Source organism: Nonomuraea pusilla (assembly GCF_900109355.1).
Lineage (GTDB): Bacteria > Actinomycetota > Actinomycetes > Streptosporangiales > Streptosporangiaceae > Nonomuraea > Nonomuraea pusilla.
Genome location: NZ_FOBF01000002.1, coordinates 383,390 through 399,975 on the forward strand (window position 1 = coordinate 383,390; position 16,586 = coordinate 399,975).

Sequence of the window (16,586 nt, forward strand, 5' to 3'; positions counted from 1 at the left end):
CGCGCGGGTCAGGGAGCGGCGGGGGTGCGCCGGCTCAGCACCAGGTCGGCGGCGAGCCGCGCGGGCGCGCACAGCGTCTGCCCGCACGGCCAGGCGAGCACGACCCTTCCCGGCACCAGCGGGCGCAGCAGGGGGAAGCGCGGGTGCCAGAAGCGGCCGTCCACGAGCAGCCCCCTGACGCGGGTCGCCACGCCGCAGGCGCGTGCCACGGCCTCCAGCACCGCCAGGCGCTGGCTGCACGAGCCGCGTCCCAGGGCGAGCGTCCTGGAGGCGGGCTGCCGCTCGTTCATCGCGTACACCGGACGCACCCGGGCCCCGACTGCGCCAGGCGGGCGAGCCTGCGCAGCGAGTGGCGGGCCAGCGCCGACACCACCGGAGCCACCAGCGGCCACAGCGCCCGGCCGAGCACCCCGAAGGGCGGCGCCAGCTCCTCCGCCCACACCACCCGGCTGCCCGCCCCGGCCGGCGTGACGCGGATGGCGCCCCTGCCGCGCACCAGCGCGCCGGTGTGGTCCACGAGGACGAGGCGGGGCGGCTCCCAGCGGGTGATCGTCATCGTGTCGAGGAAGCCGAACGGCCGCACGCCGGTGTAGGCCTCCAGCGCGCTGGGACCCACCTGCCTGGCCGTGGTCATGAACATCCACTCGCGGTGCCGCGGCCAGTCCGTGATCAGCGCGAACACCTCCTCCTGCGGCGCCGCCACCTCGACCGCCGCGCCGACGTACACGCGTCCGTTCATCACGTCCCCTTCCGTCGCCGCCTTCACGGCGTACGTCCTCATGATCGGGCTTGACGCGCCCGACGTGCCGGAGGCGACCCCGCGCGGACGGGCGTCAGCGGGCGGCGCGGTCGGCGTTGGCCACGATGGCGTCGTGGACGTAGCGGGACAGGCCCGGGGCCACGTCGTCGAAGTTGAGCCCGACCCGCTCGTTGGCGAGATAGGACGCCGCCAGGGCCCGGTGGGTGTCGTGGTCGCAGTCGTGGAAGCGGCGGTGGAGGTGCCGCCGATGCTCCTCGGCCAGGTCCATGACGGCGGGGTTGGTGGCGGGGACGCCCGCGCGCATCGCGTCGAGCAGGCGCTGGTGGATGGCAGACTGCTCGCCGCGGATCTCGTGCCAGTCGTCGGCGGAGTAGCGGGAGGCGCGCTCCTGCCGCTGCCGCCATAGGTCGGATCCGCCCCAGCGCTGCTCCGCCCGCGCGGCGCCGTCCTCCAGCCGGGTACTGCCGAAGACCTCCAGCCGTTCTTTGGGGGTGAGGGTCAGGCCGAGGCTGCGCGCGTTCAGTTCCCTGTCGATCGAGGCGAGCATGGCCCGGTGCCGCTCCATGCGGGCGGTGAGCAGCCGGCGCTGCTCGTTCAGCCGGTCGACGTCGGTACGGGCGGGGTCGGCGAGGATGGCGCCGATCGTGTCGAGGTCGAAGTCGAGCTCGCGGTAGAACAGGATGCGGCGCAGCACGCGCAGGTCGTCCGCCGAGTAGATCCGGTAACCGGCGGCGTTGCGTCCGGTCGGTTCGAGCAGGCCGATCTCGTCGTAGTGATGCAGGGTGCGCACCGACACCCCGGCGAGTTCGGCGACGACACCCACGGTGTACTCCTGTGCTTCCATGCCTCCCACTGTGGGGGCCGACGCGGCGTGAGGGTCAAGCCGTGAGCGTGCGGTCAGTGGCGGCCGGGCTCCGCGTCGTGCGTCAGGAAGGCGCGGACGTCCTCCGCCTCCGGCACTCCCAGCTCGCCGTAGAGGCCGAGGGCCAGCCGTCCGTGCTCGCGGGCCTGCTCCGGGTGCCCGAGGGCGAGGTGGGCGCGCGCCAGCCCGTCGTGGGCGCGGGCCTGCTCCGGCCGGTTGCCCGAACGGTCGGCGAGGGCGAGCGCGGCCGTGTGCTCCTCGACGGCCCGCACGGGATCGCCCGCCGCCTCGGCCAGCCCGTTGAGCGCGGCCGCCTCGTCGGCGGTGCTGCCCAGCCTGCGGTGGAGCGCCGCGGCCTGCTCGTGGCGGGCGCGGGCCCCTGCGAGCTCGCCCTGCCGGCGCAGGACGACGCCGAGGTGGCCGAGCGTCGCCGCCTCCCCCGCCGGGTCGCCGACCTTGCGGTGGAGCGCCAGCGCCAGGTCCAGGTGGCGGCGGGCCTCCTCGGGGCGTCCGGCCCGGTCGAGCGCGAGGGCGAGGATGCCGAGCACGTGGGCCTCACCCCAGGTGTCGGCGGCGATCCTGGTGAGGTCGAGCGCCTGCTTGAGGTACTGCTCCGCCTGGGCGTCCTGGCGGCGGCGCAGGGCCACGTTCCCCAGGGTGAGCAGCGCCCTGGCCCGTTCGCCTGTCTCCTCGCCGGCGTCGAGCGCCTGGTGGGCGTGCTCCTCCGCGCGCTCGTACTCGCCGAGCCGCCAGTACGTCCACGCCAGGTCGGTGAGGGCCCGCGCCTGGACCTCGCGGTCGCCGAGCGTGCGGCTGCGCTGGAGGGCCAGACTGTGCAGCGTGAGCGCGTCGTCGTGGTGCGCCTGCCGGTCGAGGTAGGGACGCATCGCCAGGGCCAGGAGGCCGAGGCAGATCTCGGGCCCGTCGACGGCGGTCGCGATGATGTTGGCGCGTTCGGCGTCGAGCCAGGCGATGGCCTCGGCGGCGTCGCGGACGGGCGGGACCGGGGTGGCCGGCTGGGGGATGCCCTCCCGCTGGCCGACGCTGTGCGGGAAGAGCCGGTCCATCGCGGCGCGGGAGCGGTGCAGGTAGTAGGCGAGCAGCCGCATGACGGCGCCGTCGTCCTCGGCGATCGAGCGGGCGTGCTCGCGGAGCAGGTCGTGGAAGGTGTAGCGGCCGGGTTCGAGCTGCAGGAGCATGTGGGCGTCGAGGAGGTTCTCCAGGAGCTCCTCCGCCTCCTCCTCGGCGATCCCGGCGAGCGCGGCGGCGCCGCACGCGTCGATGTCGCGGCCCGGCACCAGCCCGAGCAGGCGGAACATGCGCTGCTCCGCCTCGTCGAGCTGCTCGTAGGAGAGGGTGAAGGCCGCCGACACGCCGTCCAGGAGCCTGCGGTGGTCGCGCAGCCGGCCTGCCAGATAGGCCACGGTCCAGCGGGGACGGTGCTGGAGGCGGGCGGCCGCGATCCGGATGGCGAGCGGGAGGTGCCCGCACAGCCGCAGCACCTCGCGTACGGCGTCGGGCTCGTGGCGGGCGCGTTCGCCCACGATCCGCTCGAACAGGGCGGCGGCGTCCTCCTCGGCCAGCACCTCCACCGACAGCGGGCGGGCCCCGTCCAGGCCGACGAGGCGCCGCCTGCTGGTCACCAGGACGAAGGTGTCGGTGTGCCCCGGCAGCAGGGGGCGTACGTGGTCGGCGTCGAGGGCGTTGTCCAGGACGGCGAGCACGCGCCGGCCGGCCAGCTCGGCGCGCCACAGGGCGCCGCGCTCGGCCGGCGGGACCGGGATGCGGTCGGCGGGCACCCCGAGCTGGCGGAGGAGGGCCTCCAGCGCGGCGGAGGCGTCGACCGGCTCCCTGCCCGCGGTGTGGGCCTGCAGGTCGATGAAGAGCTGCCCGTCGGGGTGGCGGGCGGCCAGCCGGTGGGCGACGTGGACGGCGAGCGCGGTCTTGCCGATCCCCGCCATGCCGTCGATGGTGACGACCGCCGGACCGTGGCGCTCGCCCACGAGCTGCTCCAGCTCGGCGGCACGTCCGGAGAAGTCGGGGATGTCGTACGGCAGGAAGGTGGAGCGGCGCGCCGGGACGCCGGGCACGGGTTCCGGGGCGGGCGCTGGGGCGGCCGGGCCGGCCAGGCGCAGGGCGGGGTCGTCCGCGAGGACCGCCCGCTCCAGCTCGGCAAAGGCGTGCCCGGGGTCGAGGCCCTGCTCGTCCGCCAGCGCGGTGCGGTAGGCGCGCGCCGCCGCCAGGGCGTCGGCCTGCCGGCCCGACCGGTGCAGGGCCAGGACGAGGTGGGCGTTGAGCTTCTCGCGCAGCGGGTGCGCGCTCGCCTGGGCGGCCAGCTCGTCGAGCAGGTCGCCGTGCCGCCCGGCGGCGAGCTCGCCCGCCACCAGGCGCTCGTAGGCCGACAGCCGCCGGTCGTGCCAGAGCTCCCGCACGCCGGCGACGTAGTGCGCGTGGACGTCCTCCAGCGCCTCGCCGCGCCACAGGCCCAGCGCCTGGCGCAGCTCGCCGGCGGCCGCCAGCTCGGTGAACTCCAGCGTGTCGACCTGCCCTGGCTCCGGCTGCGCCACGTAGCCGCCGGCCCGCGTCTGCAGCAGGTCCGCGGCGCCGGCGGCGCGCAGCGCCTTGCGGAGCACGGTGATGGAGGCGTGGATCTGCGAGCGGGCGGTGTCGGGCCGGTCGTAACCCCACATCGCGTCGATCAGCCGCTCGATGCTGATCACCCGGCCGGAGTTGAGCAGGAGGTAGGCCAGCACAGCGCGGTGACGTGGGGCGATGCCTGTCAGCGGAGCGCCGTCGACGACCATCTGGACGGGTCCGAGCAAGGTGAAGCGCAGCATCGTCCCCCCGGTCACCGTCACATCGCGCGCGCATAGCGAATGTATCAATCCGGGCAGCCACTCTGATCTCACGCCAACCGGGACATCCCGCTAGGACGTTCAACTCGTACGGAAGGAACCACCGTGGAAGCCCGCATGAAGAACCCCGCCACGATCATCCCCGCCGCGCTCAAGCCGATCCAGGAACTGATCAAGGCCGCCCACGCGCAGGGGCTCCCCGCGGAGCTCATGGAGATGATCCACCTGCGGGTCAGCCAGATCAACGGCTGCAGCTTCTGCGTCGACGCCGGGCTGAAGAGCCTGCGCAAGCTCGGCGAGAGCGACGAGCGCGTCGGCCTGCTCGCCGCCTGGCGCGAGGCGCCGTACTACACCGACGCCGAGCGGGCCGCGCTGGCGCTGGCCGAGGCCTCGACCCGGCTGGCCGACCGCACCGACGCCGTCCCCGACGACGTCTGGGACAACGCCGCCGACCACTTCGACGAGCGGCAGCTCGCCTCGATCCTGCTGATGACCGCCATCACCAACCTCTTCAACCGCCTGAACGCCCCGATCCGGCAGGTCGCCGGCACCTGGTAAGCACCCCGCCCCCACGCACACGAGGAGAAACGCACATGTCCGTCGTCCGCTCGCACCGCTACTCCGTCGCCGACGCCGACCTGGAGGAGTTCCTGGCCCGCCGCACCTCCCTCATCGCGACCGTACGGGAGGGACACCCGGGGCTCACCCACGTCGTGCTCGTCCGGCTCGAGGACGGCACCTACACCGACACCTGGCACTGGGAGACCGCCGAGCAGCTCGGCGCCGCGCTCGCCGCCCTGCCCACCTTCCCCGAGGCGCCGCTGACCATGGCCCTCACCAAGGACGGCACCGCGCAGAACGGCCAGGTCGTCGACGAGCGCTGAGGCCGGCCCGCCCCCGCCGGCCGGAGCCCCTGTCAGCGGGCTACGCCTGAACCTCGGAGTCGATGAAGCGCAGGATGCGGGCGTTGACCAGGTCGGGCGCCTCCAGCGGCAGCCCGTGGCCGGCGCCCGGCACGATCTCGGCGCGCACGCCGGGGACGAGCGCCCGCACGCGAGCCAGCGCCTTGCGGGGGCTGAGCAGGGTGCTGCGCCCGCCGAGCAGCACGAGCGCGGGGACGCGTGCCGAGCGCAGCTCGTCGTCGGTGAAGGGCCGGGCCGCGGGGCGGTAGGACGGGCGGTAGGTCCGCGTGCCCAGCAGGATCGGCGCCGTCATCCGGGGCGGCGCGATCAGCGCGTGGTTGGCCAGCACCCGCGCGAGCCAGGGCCGCCACCGGCGCGGTAACGCCATCGCGAACAGGCCGGCGATCGCGCCGGCCAGGAAGCGGGCGGGCACCTTCTGCAGGCCGCCGGGGTCGAGCAGGGTGATCGAGGCCAGGCGGTCCGCGCCGTACACGGCCTGGTTGAGCGTCAGCCAGCCGCCGTAGGACAGGCCGACCAGGTGCACCCGCTCCAGGCCGAGCCCCTCGAACACGTCGTTCAGCCAGGCCGCGTTGTCCTGGGAGTCCTTCACCAGGGCGCGCTGGACGCTGCGGCCCGGATCGTCGATGGTGTCGACGGCGTAGACGGGGTGCCGCTCGCCGAACGCCTCGATCTGGGGGTACCAGGTGGAGGAGTTCGCGCCGTGGCCGTGCAGCAGCACGATCGGCTCCCCGTGCGCGGCGCCGGCGCGGTGCACGTGCACGGTGCCGAGGCGCTGCTGCGCATCGCCGGGAGTAAGGGGCTGCACGCGGTCACCATGCGATCCGTGGCGGCGGAGGCGGGCTTCGCCGTGGCCGTCGTGCAGTACTACTTCGAGTCCAAGGAGAAGCTGCTGCTGTTCGCGCTGGAGCACCTGGCGCGGCGGATCGCCGCCCGGGTCCAGGAGCGGGTGGGCGGCGCGGGGGCGGGCGTGAGCCCGCTGTGCGTCGTCGAGGCCGTCCTCACCCAGGCCGTCCCGGCCGACGAGGAGAGCCGGATCTTCCACCTCGTGTACACCGCTTACGCGGTGCTGTCGGTGACCGACCCGGCGCTGGCCGCCCAGCCCTTCCTGGACGCCCCGAACCAGATGCAGGTCTTCGTCACCGATCGGCTCCGCGCGGCCCAGGCCGCCGGGGAGATCGCCGCGGGCCTCGACCCGGAGAGCGAGGCGGCGGGGCTGCTTGCCATGTCGGCCGGTCTGGGCACCAGTGTCCTGCTCGGTCAGCGCAGCGCCGGGGAGGCGGTGCGCGTCCTGCGGTACCACCTCGGCCGCATGGCGCCCTCGGAGGGGGCCGGTGGGTGCCGAAGGCCCTGAACCGGGAAGCGGCCTCACCGGTTCCAGGGCCTTCGGCGGGTGTGGGCCACGGTCAGGAGAGCCCGGGGAAGGCGGGCCCGCCGCGGCCGCGGTCGCGCGGGATCGCGTCGGCCACGCCGGAGATCACGACGGACGTCCTGGCCGAGATGCGTAACCCCCTTTCCGGTGACCTGGCAACTACGCTTCGTGATTACCCCCGGTAATCGCCAGTGAACCGTGGGTGCTGGGTAAAATCCGCGAGCCACCCGTAAACCTGGGGGTTGATGTGCGTATATGGGGGTTTCGGCGGGCGTGGCGGTGACACCGGAAACCTGGGCGGCCGGTCGCTCACCGTAATCGGCGGCGGGTGGCCGCCCGCGGACACCCGGGTCAGCGGCCGCCGGTGAAAGGTGGCTCGCCCTCCTTGAGGGGGCGGAAGCGCAGGGCCGACCAGACGTCGTCCACGGCCACCTGGCCGTTCGGGCGCAGCCCGTACTCGGCGACGACGGGCCAGAGCGTGTCGCGGTTGACGTCGGACCTGTTCCCCTTGGGGTAGGCCACCCACAGGGTGGCGGGACGCGTCAGGTGGTCGCGGTTCTCGTCGAGGACCTGGCGGGCCGCGGAGGCGTCGGCGGCGAACAGTACCGCGACCGCGGCCTCCTCGATGCGGTCGGCGTGCCGGGCGCCGCCGGGGAGCGGTTCGAGCAGCGCGCGGTACGCCGGGTCGGAGACCCACACGGCCGCGTCCGGCTTGACCAGGAGCTTGTCCGCCACGGTCTTGGCCGCCATGTCAGGCCCCCGTGTAGGTCAGGCTCAGCACGCCGGTGCTGAGCGTGGCGGACGCGGTCAGCGCGAGCGGGATGGCCGCGCCGTCCTCGGGGAACAGGCGCTTGCCCTTGCCGACGGCGATGGGGTGCACCAGCAGGTTCAGTTCGTCGAGCAGGCCCTCGCGCAGCAGCGACACGACGAGGGTGGGGCTGCCGACGATCGAGATGTTCTTGCCCGGCTGCTTCTTCAGCTCGGACAGGCCGTCGAGCGTCACCAGCGTGCTGTTCTGCCAGTCGAGCGACGTCAGCGTGGTCGAGACCACGTACTTCGTGGTGCCGTTCATGTGGCCGGCGATCGGGTCGGAGGAGTCCTGGTGCGGCCAGTGGGAGGCGAACTCCTCGTAGGTGCGCCGGCCGAGCAGCATGGCGTCGGCCTCCTGCATCTGCCGGCCGACCTCCTGCCCCATCTCGTCGTTGAAGTACGGGAAGTGCCAGGTCTCGGGGGCCTCCACCACGCCGTCGAGCGAGATGAACAGTCCGGCGACGATCTTCCTCATCGGTGGTCTCCTTGTTCGTTCGAGGTGACCTCATCCTCTCGCCGACAAATAAAATTGTCAAGGGCCGACCAGGGCCTCATGGCCCCGGCCGGCCCTTCAGCGGCGGCGGGCGTGCCTGCCCTTGCGCCGCTCGCCCAGGCGCACGCCGACGAACACCACGACGGCCAGCACCACCAGCGCGATCACCACGTTCGTGCCGATGCCGACATAGGCCTCCACCAGGTGCCAGTTCTCGCCGAGGAAGTAGCCGGCCAGGACGAAGACGGTGTTCCAGACGAGGCTGCCCGCGGTGGTGAGCAGCGTGAACTGCGGCAACGGCATCCGCTCGACACCGGCGGGCACCGAGATGAGGCTGCGGAAGATCGGGATCATCCGGCCGAAGAAGACGGTCGTGCGGCCGTGGCGCAGGAACCAGGCCTCGGTCTTCTCGATGTCGGACACCTTGACCAGGGGCAGCCTGGCGGCGATCGCCAGCGTCCGCTCGCGGCCGAGCATCGCCCCCACCCAGTACAGGGCGAGCGCGCCGAACACCGAGCCGAGCGTCGTGCACACGAGCACGTCGAGGAGGTCCATCTCGCCCCTGGCGGCGGTGAAGCCCGCCAGCGGCAGGATCACCTCGCTGGGCAGGGGCGGGAACAGGTTCTCGAGCGCGATCGCGAGGCCGGCCCCCGGCGCGCCGAGGCTCTCCATCAGTCCTACGAGCCAATCAGTCATGCCTCAGAGGCTATGGAAGATCCGCGATCGGTGATGTCCGGCGAGGTGCGCGGGAGTGCGCCCATCGCCGTGGACGAGCCGGCACCGGGCGGTCCGGCGCGGTCCCCGCATACCGTACGCTGTACGGTCGTGAGTCTCTTGACGGATCTGGTGCAGCGGGCAGTCGTCTTCGAGCCGGGCGATCCGCCCAGGACGGGCCAGGTGACGTTCATCGACACCGGCGGCGACGACCGGCTCGCCGTCGTCGAGCAGCATGAGGGTGAGCTGCGCGCCAGGCAGGCCACCGGCACCAGGGTGCCGGTGGCCGAGGCCGTGTCCGCGCTGGCCAGGGCACGCGCCGACGCCTCCGCCCACCCCGCCGCCCGCTTCTGGGGCGCCGTCGCGCTCGTCGCGCTCCAGCTCGTCGCCCGCGGCCGCATCCTGCCCGGCGTCACCGCCGGCGGGTACGACTCCTGGCGGGCGGGGCCGCTCGACGCGGCCGACGCCGAACGCGTACGCGACCTGGCCGCCGCCATGCCCGCGACCGCCCGCTGCGTCCCCCTCGACGGGCCGCCGGAGGGCCCGACCGGCGACGGGCCGCGGCTGCCCGACGCCGAACCCCTCGTCCGCGCCTTCCTCGACGCGGTCGCCGACGCGATGCCGCGCTCCCCCGGAGCCGTGCGCGCCACCGGCGCCACCGCCTTCGCCGCCGCCAGGCCGGTCAAGGTGCCGCACCTGCGCCGCTGGGCCGACGAGGTGTCCGCGGGGCTCGACTCGGGGGTGCGGCTGTCGCTGCGGCTGGAGTGCGACGACCCGGCCGAGCCGGGGTTCCGCGCCGTCGTCCAGCTCCACAGCCTGGCCGACCCGTCCCTGATGGTGGACGCCGCCGCGCTGTGGGAGGGCCGAGACCCGGGCCTCGGACCGCGCGCCAGGATCGAGACGACCCTCGCCATCCGCAGGGCCGCCCGCGCCTGGCCCAGGCTGGAGTCCCTGCTCGACGCCGCCGTGCCCGACGAGCTGCCGCTCTCCGACGGCGACGTCGGGGACCTGCTGGCCGGGGCGGCCGGGCGGCTGGCCGCCGCCGGGGTCGAGATCCACTGGCCGCGCTCCCTCGTCCGCGGCCTGACCGCCCGCGCCGTCGTCGGCGGGCACGAGCCCGGGCCCTCCGACCTGCCGTCGTTCCTGGGCGGCCGCCACCTGACCCGCTTCGACTGGCAGCTCGCCCTCGGCGGCGAGCGGCTGACCGAGGCCGAGATGGACCGCCTGGCCGAGGCGCACCGCCCGATCGTGCGGCTGCGCGACCAGTGGGTGCTCGTCGACCCCGACACCATGCGCAAGGCCCGCCAGCGCGACCTCAAACCCCTCACCGGCCTGGAGGCGCTCGGCGCCGCCCTGACCGGGACGGTCGAGGTCGAGGGCGAGCAGGTGCCCGTCGAGCCGGGCGACTGGCTGCGGGAGCTGCGCGACAGGCTCACCGAGCCGGAACCAGTCGAGGCGCCGCCCGCGCTGGCCGCCACCCTGCGCGACTACCAGCTGCAGGGGCTGCGCTGGCTGGCCAGGATGACGTCGCTCGGGCTGGGCGGCTGCCTGGCCGACGACATGGGCCTCGGCAAGACCGTCACGCTCATCGCGCTGCACCTGCACCGGGGCTCGGGCCCCACGCTGGTCGTCTGCCCCGCCTCGCTGCTGGGCAACTGGGAGCGGGAGATCACCAGGTTCGCGCCGGGCGTCCCGGTCCGGCGCTACCACGGCTCCAGCAGGAGCCTCGCCGACGAGGGGTTCGTCCTGACCACGTACGGCACCATGCGGCTCGACGCGGCGCGGCTGGCCGCCCACCCGTGGGACCTGCTGGTCGCCGACGAGGCCCAGCACGTCAAGAACCACGCCTCGGGCACGGCGAAGGCGCTGCGCGAGATCCCCGCCGCCGCGCGGGTCGCGCTCACCGGCACCCCGGTGGAGAACAACCTGTCGGAGCTGTGGGCCCTGCTCGACTGGACGACGCCGGGGCTGCTCGGGCCGCTGGGCCGGTTCAGGTCGCGCTGGGCCAAGCCCGTCGAGTCGGGCGACGGCGAGGCCGCCGAGCGGCTGGCCAGGCTGGTGGGGCCGTTCCTGCTGCGCCGCCGCAAGAGCGACCCCGGCATCGCGCCGGAGCTGCCGCCCAAGACCGAGACCGACCGTCCCGTCGCGCTCACCACCGAGCAGGCCGCCCTGTACGAGGCCGTGGTCCGCGAGATGATGACGCGGATCGAGGGCGCGTCCGGCATGGCCAGGCGCGGGCTCGTCGTCAAGCTGCTGACCGGGCTCAAGCAGATCTGCAACCACCCCGCCCACTACCTGCACGAGGCCGAGCCCAGGCTGGCGGGCCGCTCGGGCAAGCTGGAGCTGCTCGACGAGCTCGTCGACACCATCCTCGCCGAGGACGGCGCGGTGCTCGTCTTCACCCAGTACGTCGCCATGGCCAGGCTGCTGGAGCGGCACCTGGCGGGCCGGGGCGTGGCCGCGCAGCTCCTGCACGGCGGCACGCCCGTGCCCCGCCGCGAGGAGCTGGTGCGCCGCTTCCAGGACGGCGAGGCGCCGGTGTTCCTGCTGTCGCTCAAGGCGGCCGGCACCGGGCTGAACCTCACCCGCGCCGACCACGTCATCCATTACGACCGCTGGTGGAACCCGGCCGTCGAGGACCAGGCCACCGACCGGGCGTACCGGATCGGCCAGACCAGGCCGGTGCAGGTGCACCGGCTCATCGCCGAGGGCACGGTCGAGGACCGCATCGCCGGGATGCTGGCCGCCAAGCGGTCGCTGGCCGAGGCGGTGCTCGCCTCCGGCGAGGCGGCCCTCACCGAGCTGACAGACGCCGAACTCGCCGCACTCGTGGAGCTGAGATGAACGCCGCCGGAGGAGCCGTCAGAGGGTTCGCCGCCTTCCCGCCGCAGAGCGCCGGCGCCCGCTTCGCCACCACCTGGTGGGGGCGCGCCTGGGTGCAGGCCGTCGAGGACACCTCGCTGGACCACGGGCTGCTGCGCAAGGGCCGCGCGTACGCCAAGACCGGGCAGGTCGGGCCCATCACCGTCAGCCCGGGACGCATCGCCGCGGTCACCGAGAACGAGTACGACACGGTCGTGCGCGTCGAGCAGCTCGGCGACGCCGAGTGGCGGCGCTTCCTCGACCAGGTGGCCGCCAAGGCGGGGCACATCGCGGCGCTGCTCGACAGGGACATGCCGCACGACCTGGTGGAGGCGGCCGAGGACGCCGCCGTGCCGCTGCTGCCCGCCGTGGGCGACCTGGAGCCGGAGTGCTCCTGCCCCGACTGGGGCCATCCGTGCAAGCACGCCGCGGCGCTGTGCTACCAGGCGTCGTGGCTGCTCGACCGTGACCCGTTCGTGCTGCTGCTCCTGCGGGGGCGGGGCGAGGAGGAGCTGGTCGAGGCGCTGCAGGAGCGGGACGTTCCGGCGGGCGTGCCCGCGGGCGTGCCCGCGGGCGTGCCGGCCGCGCGGGCGTTCGAGCGGGGCGTGCCGCCGCTGCCCTCGCCGCCGCCGTTCGACGTGACGTTCGCGCCCCCGGAGCTGGAGGGCGACCGCCCCGGGGAGGCGCGCGGCGGTGACGGGCGGCGCGGGGAGGCGCGCGGCGTGGACCTGGCGGCGCTGCGGGTGCTGGCCGCCTCGGCCGCCTCCCGCGCCCGCGAGCTGCTGGCCCGCGGCCGGCTGCCGGAGCTGACCGAGTACCAGGACCGCGTGCGCCTGGCCGCCGAGCACGGGCTCGACCTGGGCCTGGACGCGGCGGTGGCGGCCTGGCGGCACGGCGGCCCCGGGGGGCTGGAGGCGCTGGAGTCGGCGTGGACGCCGCCGAGGAAGGAGCTGGCCAGGGCGTGGGCGCTCCTGGAGGCCGGGTGGGAGGGCGAGGAGCCGCCCGCGGTGGAGTCGTGGCGCAACCGCTGGACGGCGGGCGGCGTGCAGCTCCGCTACGGCCGTGACGGCCGCTGGTACCCGTTCAGCCTGCGTGACGGGGAGTGGTGGCCGTCGGGGCCGGCCGAGCGCGACCCGTCGTCCCTGCTGGCCAGGCAGCCCCACCCGGCCTGACCCGGCCCGTCCTGCCTCGTCTCAAGGGGCAGGACGCCACCGAGACGACGTGCTGCACGGACGCCGGGTCGTCGAGCGGGGCGATCGGAGTGCCCGCATCCCCTGCCTGTGCGGGGACCAGCGGCGACAGCCCGAGTAAAGGCCGTAAGATGCCCAGGTCAGGAGGGGTAACCTCCACTATGTGGGGAATCGGAGGGTGCCTTTCCCCTCGTCGGTCGCAGGCCTGACGCGGACGGAGGTGGTGAGCGTTGGTGGGACGTCCCCCGCCCTCTGGCGCCACGGGCACTCCCGAGGAGCGGCGCGAGGCCGACCTCGACGCCCTCACACAGGCGCTCCAGGAGATGCTGCACGAGATCGGCGCGCACACCGGCGCGCTCTACCGGCTCACCCCCGACGGCCAGACCCTTGAGGTGACCGTCATGACGGGCCTGCCGAGAGAGTTCCTCCAGCCGTGGGAGCGGGTCGGGGTGCGCGCGCCGATCCCCGTCGCCGACGCCGTGCGCGAGGGCCGCCTGGTCTGGGTGCCCACCGAGAAGGACATGGTGCGCGAGTACCCGAGCATCGCGGTGGCCCTGCCGTACGAGTTCTCCCTCGCCGCCGTGCCCGTCTCCACGTCCGGCGGGCGCTACGGCGTCTTCGTCGTGTGGTCGGGCCCCTACCCGCCGCCGCCGGCCGGCACCCGCGACCGGATCGCCGCCGCCGCCGCGGTCCTCGGCCGCCGGCTGGAGCACCTGGAGCAGATCGCGGGGCAGGGCCCGCCCGCCCGCCGCGACCGCCCCGTCTGCCCGCCCGCGCCGTCCGGCACGGCCCCGGCCGAGGCGCTCGGCGCCATGGTGGCCCGCCTGCCCGAGGGCATGGCCACCCTCGACGCCCGCGGACGGCTCACCTACGTCAGCCCCAAGGGCGCCGCGCTGCTCGGCGAGTCGCCGCTGCGGCTGCTCGGCGTGCAGCCGTGGACCGTGCTGCCCTGGCTGGACGACCCCGTCTACGAGGACCGCTACCGGCGCGCGATGATCAGCCAGCAGCCGACGTCGTTCGTCGCGCTCCGGCCGCCCGGCAGGTGGCTGACGTTCGAGCTGTTCCCCTCCATGTCCGGCATCACCCTGCGCATCACGCCCGCGCCCGTGGAGCCCGACCTCGGCCCCGAGCGGCCCGCGCCCGCCGGCGTGTCGCTGCCGACCAGGGCCGGGGCGATCTACCACGTCCTGCACCTGGCGAGCACGCTCACCCAGGCCGCCGGGGTGCAGGACGTGCTCGGCCTCGTCAGCGACCAGATCATGCCCGCCTTCGGCGCCCAGGCCATGGTCGTGCTCGCCATCGAGGAGGGACGGCTGCGCGTCCTGGCCCACCGCGGCTACCCCGAGCCCATCGTCGAGCAGTACCGCCGGGCCTCGCTCACCTCGTCCACGCCCAGCGTGCGCACCATGGTCACCGGGGTGCCCGGCTTCTTCGAGTCCGAGAAGGAGCTGTACCAGCTCTACCCGTCGGCGGTGGCGCCCGACGACGGCATGTCGTCGTGGGCGCTCATGCCGCTGATCGCCTCCGGGCGTCCCATCGGCACGCTGCTGCTGGCCTTCACCGAGCCGCACCCGTTCAGCGTCGAGGAACGGGCCGTCCTCACCTCGCTCGGCGGCCTCATCGCCCAGGCCCTGGAACGTGCCAGGCTGTACGACGCCAAGCTGGAGCTCGCCCACGGCCTGCAGGAAGGGCTGCTCCCCCACGCGCTGCCCCGCGTGCCCGGCCTCGACGCCACCGCCCGCTACCTGCCCGGCACCGAGGGCATGGACATCGGGGGCGACTTCTACGACGTCATCCGGCTGCCCGGCGGGTCGGTCGCGGCCATCATCGGCGACGTCCAGGGGCACAACGTCACGGCGGCCGCCCTCATGGGCCAGGTGCGCACGGCGGTGCGGGCGTACGCCACGGCCGGGGCGCGGCCCGGCGAGGTGCTGCGGCGCACCAACCACCTGCTCGTCGACCTCGACCCCGACCTGTTCGCCAGCTGCGTGTACGTCCACCTCGACGTGGCGGCGCGCACCGCCTCCCTGGCCAGGGCCGGCCACCCGCAGCCGCTCCTGCGTCACCCGGACGGCCGGGTGGAGGTGCTGGACCTGCCGGGCGGCCTGCTGCTGGGCATCGACCCCGAGGCGGAGTACCCGTGCGTGGAGCTGCCGCTCGACGTGGGCGCGGTGCTGGCGCTCTACACCGACGGCCTGATCGAGGCCCCGGGCCTCGACATCGACGACTCGCTGGCCGCGCTCGGCGGCGAGCTGGCCCACGCGGGGGCACGCACCCTGGACGACGACGCCGAGAGCCTCATGGCCTACGCCAGGCGCACCAACCGCCGCAGCGACGACGTCGCCCTGCTCCTGCTGCGCCTGACCGGGGAGGCGGCCGAGGGCAGGTGACCGGCGAAAACGGGTTGCCCCGGCAGCTCCGGCGGGGCAGGATCACGTGCTTGTGAATGCTCCCCTCCCGGAAACCGGGAAGACCGTCTTGTCCGCGATCCCGTCCGGGCCCGTCCCCGTGCCCCGCGTCGTGGCCGAGCTGGCCGGGCGCGACCGCGTGACGCCGGTCTGGCGCAACCAGCTGGGTGGCCTGACCTTCCGGCTGGAGGGTCCCGGCGGCGTCAGGTACGCCAAGTGGGTCGCCGCCGGCACCCCGGAGCTCGACCTGCCGGGCGAGGCCGAGCGGCTGGCCTGGGCGGGCCGCTGGGCGGTCGTCCCCCGTGTCCTGGAGCTCGGCGCCGACGCCGAGGGCGCCTGGCTCGTCACCGCCGAGGCCCCCGGCCGTTCCGCCGTCGAACCGCGCTGGATGGCCGACCCCGCCACCGCGGCGGCCGGCATCGGGCGCGGGCTGCGCCTGCTCCACGACGCCTTGCCCGTCGCCGAGTGCCCGTACGACTGGAGCGTCGAGCGGCGGCTCCCCCGTGCCGACGAGCGCGTCGCCGAGGGAGAGGGGCCGGCCGACTGGTCGCCCGAGCACCGGCACCTGAGCCTGGAGGAGGCCCGGGCGCGCCTCGGCGACCCGCCGCCGATCGACAGGCTCGTCGTCTGCCACGGCGACGCGTGCGTCCCCAACACCCTGCTCCACGACGACGGCACGCCCGCCTCGCACGTCGACCTCGACTCACTCGGGGTGGCCGACCGCTGGGCCGACCTCGCGGTCGCGGCCTGGAGCACCGAGTGGAACTACGGCCCCGGGTACGACACCATCCTGTACGCCGCGTACGGGGTCGAACCGGATGCCGAGCGCATCGCCTACTACCGGCTGCTCTGGGATCTGACCTAGCGGCCCGTCACCCGAGGCCGCGGGGCGGCCTGCGCCGGTCACGGCCGTCGGCCGGGGCGTTCCCTGGTCGCGGCCCACACGGCCGACGCGAGGAGGCTGAAGGCCGCGCCCAGCAGGCAGATGGCGGGCCAGCCCGCGGCGGCGTACAGGGAGGTGGAGGCCAGCGCGCCGAGCGCGCTGCCCGCCGAGTAGAAGATCATGTAGCCGCCGATGACGCGGCCGCCCGCGTCGGGGCGGCGGGCGTAGATCATGCTCTGGCTGGTGACGTGCACCGCCTGGACGGCCAGGTCGAGCAGGATCGCGCCGGCCGCGAGGGCCCACAGCGACTCCCCGGTGAAGGCCAGCGGCAGCCAGGAGAGCGTGAGCAGGAGCAGGGCGACGCCGGTGGTGCGGCCGGCGTGCCCGCGGTCGTGCAGCCGTCCGGCGGGGGCGGCGGCCAGCGCGCCCGCGGCGCCCGCCAGGCCGAACGCTTGCT

At 74.7% G+C, this 16,586-nt stretch carries 16 protein-coding genes; 7 read left to right on the forward strand and 9 right to left on the reverse strand.

Annotated features, from left to right (window positions below):
* Positions 1–8: 8 nt before the first annotated feature.
* From BMX74_RS04650 to BMX74_RS04665, 4 genes are all read right to left on the reverse strand, one after another.
* Positions 9–290: a hypothetical protein gene (locus tag BMX74_RS04650; protein WP_201784436.1), complete on the reverse strand. Its 282-nt coding sequence runs from the start codon at positions 288–290 to the stop codon at positions 9–11.
* Positions 287–739, reverse strand: coding sequence for an SRPBCC family protein (locus BMX74_RS04655; protein ID WP_091098866.1), 453 nt, complete (start codon positions 737–739; stop codon positions 287–289). The genes BMX74_RS04650 and BMX74_RS04655 overlap by 4 nt, the downstream gene beginning before the upstream one ends.
* Positions 740–833: 94 nt before the next feature.
* Positions 834–1,604 (reverse strand): MerR family transcriptional regulator, encoded by a 771-nt coding sequence (locus BMX74_RS04660; RefSeq protein WP_091098533.1) that lies wholly within the window; start codon positions 1,602–1,604, stop codon positions 834–836.
* A 53-nt stretch (positions 1,605–1,657) separates the two neighbouring features.
* A complete protein-coding gene (locus BMX74_RS04665; RefSeq protein ID WP_218153875.1) occupies positions 1,658–4,474 on the reverse strand; it encodes an AfsR/SARP family transcriptional regulator in 2,817 nt (938 codons plus the stop codon).
* A 108-nt stretch (positions 4,475–4,582) separates the two neighbouring features.
* Between BMX74_RS04665 and BMX74_RS04670 the strand changes: the two genes are divergently transcribed.
* Positions 4,583–5,035: a carboxymuconolactone decarboxylase family protein gene (locus BMX74_RS04670; protein ID WP_091098536.1), complete on the forward strand. Its 453-nt coding sequence runs from the start codon at positions 4,583–4,585 to the stop codon at positions 5,033–5,035.
* Positions 5,036–5,070: 35 nt separating this feature from the next.
* Complete coding sequence (locus tag BMX74_RS04675; RefSeq protein WP_055501773.1) at positions 5,071–5,361, forward strand: hypothetical protein; 291 nt, start codon at positions 5,071–5,073, stop codon at positions 5,359–5,361.
* 40 nt (positions 5,362–5,401) lie between these two features.
* On the opposite strand, the gene BMX74_RS04680 is transcribed toward BMX74_RS04675, so the two are convergent.
* Positions 5,402–6,118 (reverse strand): alpha/beta fold hydrolase, encoded by a 717-nt coding sequence (locus tag BMX74_RS04680; protein ID WP_143078557.1) that lies wholly within the window; start codon positions 6,116–6,118, stop codon positions 5,402–5,404.
* Here BMX74_RS04680 and BMX74_RS04685 point away from each other — a divergent pair.
* On the forward strand, positions 6,101–6,751 hold the full coding sequence (locus tag BMX74_RS04685; RefSeq protein WP_218153876.1) for a TetR/AcrR family transcriptional regulator: 651 nt from the start codon (positions 6,101–6,103) through the stop codon (positions 6,749–6,751). The genes BMX74_RS04680 and BMX74_RS04685 overlap by 18 nt on opposite strands.
* A gap of 369 nt (positions 6,752–7,120) precedes the next feature.
* Here the strand turns inward: BMX74_RS04685 and BMX74_RS04690 are convergent, their stop codons facing one another.
* From BMX74_RS04690 to BMX74_RS04700, 3 genes are all read right to left on the reverse strand, one after another.
* Positions 7,121–7,519 carry a hypothetical protein gene (locus BMX74_RS04690; RefSeq protein WP_055501775.1) on the reverse strand — a complete coding sequence of 133 codons (399 nt, stop codon included), beginning with the start codon at positions 7,517–7,519 and terminating at the stop codon, positions 7,121–7,123.
* 1 nt (position 7,520) lies between these two features.
* A complete protein-coding gene (locus BMX74_RS04695) occupies positions 7,521–8,054 on the reverse strand; it encodes a dihydrofolate reductase family protein (RefSeq protein ID WP_091098540.1) in 534 nt (177 codons plus the stop codon).
* A 96-nt stretch (positions 8,055–8,150) separates the two neighbouring features.
* Positions 8,151–8,768: a DedA family protein gene (locus BMX74_RS04700; RefSeq protein ID WP_063791951.1), complete on the reverse strand. Its 618-nt coding sequence runs from the start codon at positions 8,766–8,768 to the stop codon at positions 8,151–8,153.
* 129 nt (positions 8,769–8,897) lie between these two features.
* On the opposite strand from BMX74_RS04700, the gene BMX74_RS04705 reads away from it, so the two are divergent.
* The 4 genes from BMX74_RS04705 to BMX74_RS04720 all read left to right on the forward strand — a co-directional run bounded on the left by BMX74_RS04705 (position 8,898) and on the right by BMX74_RS04720 (position 16,111).
* Positions 8,898–11,630: a DEAD/DEAH box helicase gene (locus BMX74_RS04705; protein ID WP_256256774.1), complete on the forward strand. Its 2,733-nt coding sequence runs from the start codon at positions 8,898–8,900 to the stop codon at positions 11,628–11,630.
* Positions 11,627–12,820, forward strand: coding sequence for an SWIM zinc finger family protein (locus BMX74_RS04710; RefSeq protein ID WP_091098544.1), 1,194 nt, complete (start codon positions 11,627–11,629; stop codon positions 12,818–12,820). Before BMX74_RS04705 ends, BMX74_RS04710 begins: the two co-directional genes overlap by 4 nt.
* 251 nt (positions 12,821–13,071) lie before the next feature.
* Positions 13,072–15,228, forward strand: coding sequence for a SpoIIE family protein phosphatase (locus tag BMX74_RS04715; protein WP_256256795.1), 2,157 nt, complete (start codon positions 13,072–13,074; stop codon positions 15,226–15,228).
* 88 nt (positions 15,229–15,316) lie between these two features.
* Positions 15,317–16,111, forward strand: a complete 795-nt coding sequence (locus tag BMX74_RS04720) for an aminoglycoside 3'-phosphotransferase (protein WP_055501780.1) — start codon at positions 15,317–15,319, stop codon at positions 16,109–16,111.
* A gap of 38 nt (positions 16,112–16,149) precedes the next feature.
* Here the strand turns inward: BMX74_RS04720 and BMX74_RS45400 are convergent, their stop codons facing one another.
* A complete protein-coding gene (locus BMX74_RS45400) occupies positions 16,150–16,572 on the reverse strand; it encodes an MFS transporter (RefSeq protein WP_337959835.1) in 423 nt (140 codons plus the stop codon).
* Between the last annotated feature and the right edge of the window lie 14 nt (positions 16,573–16,586).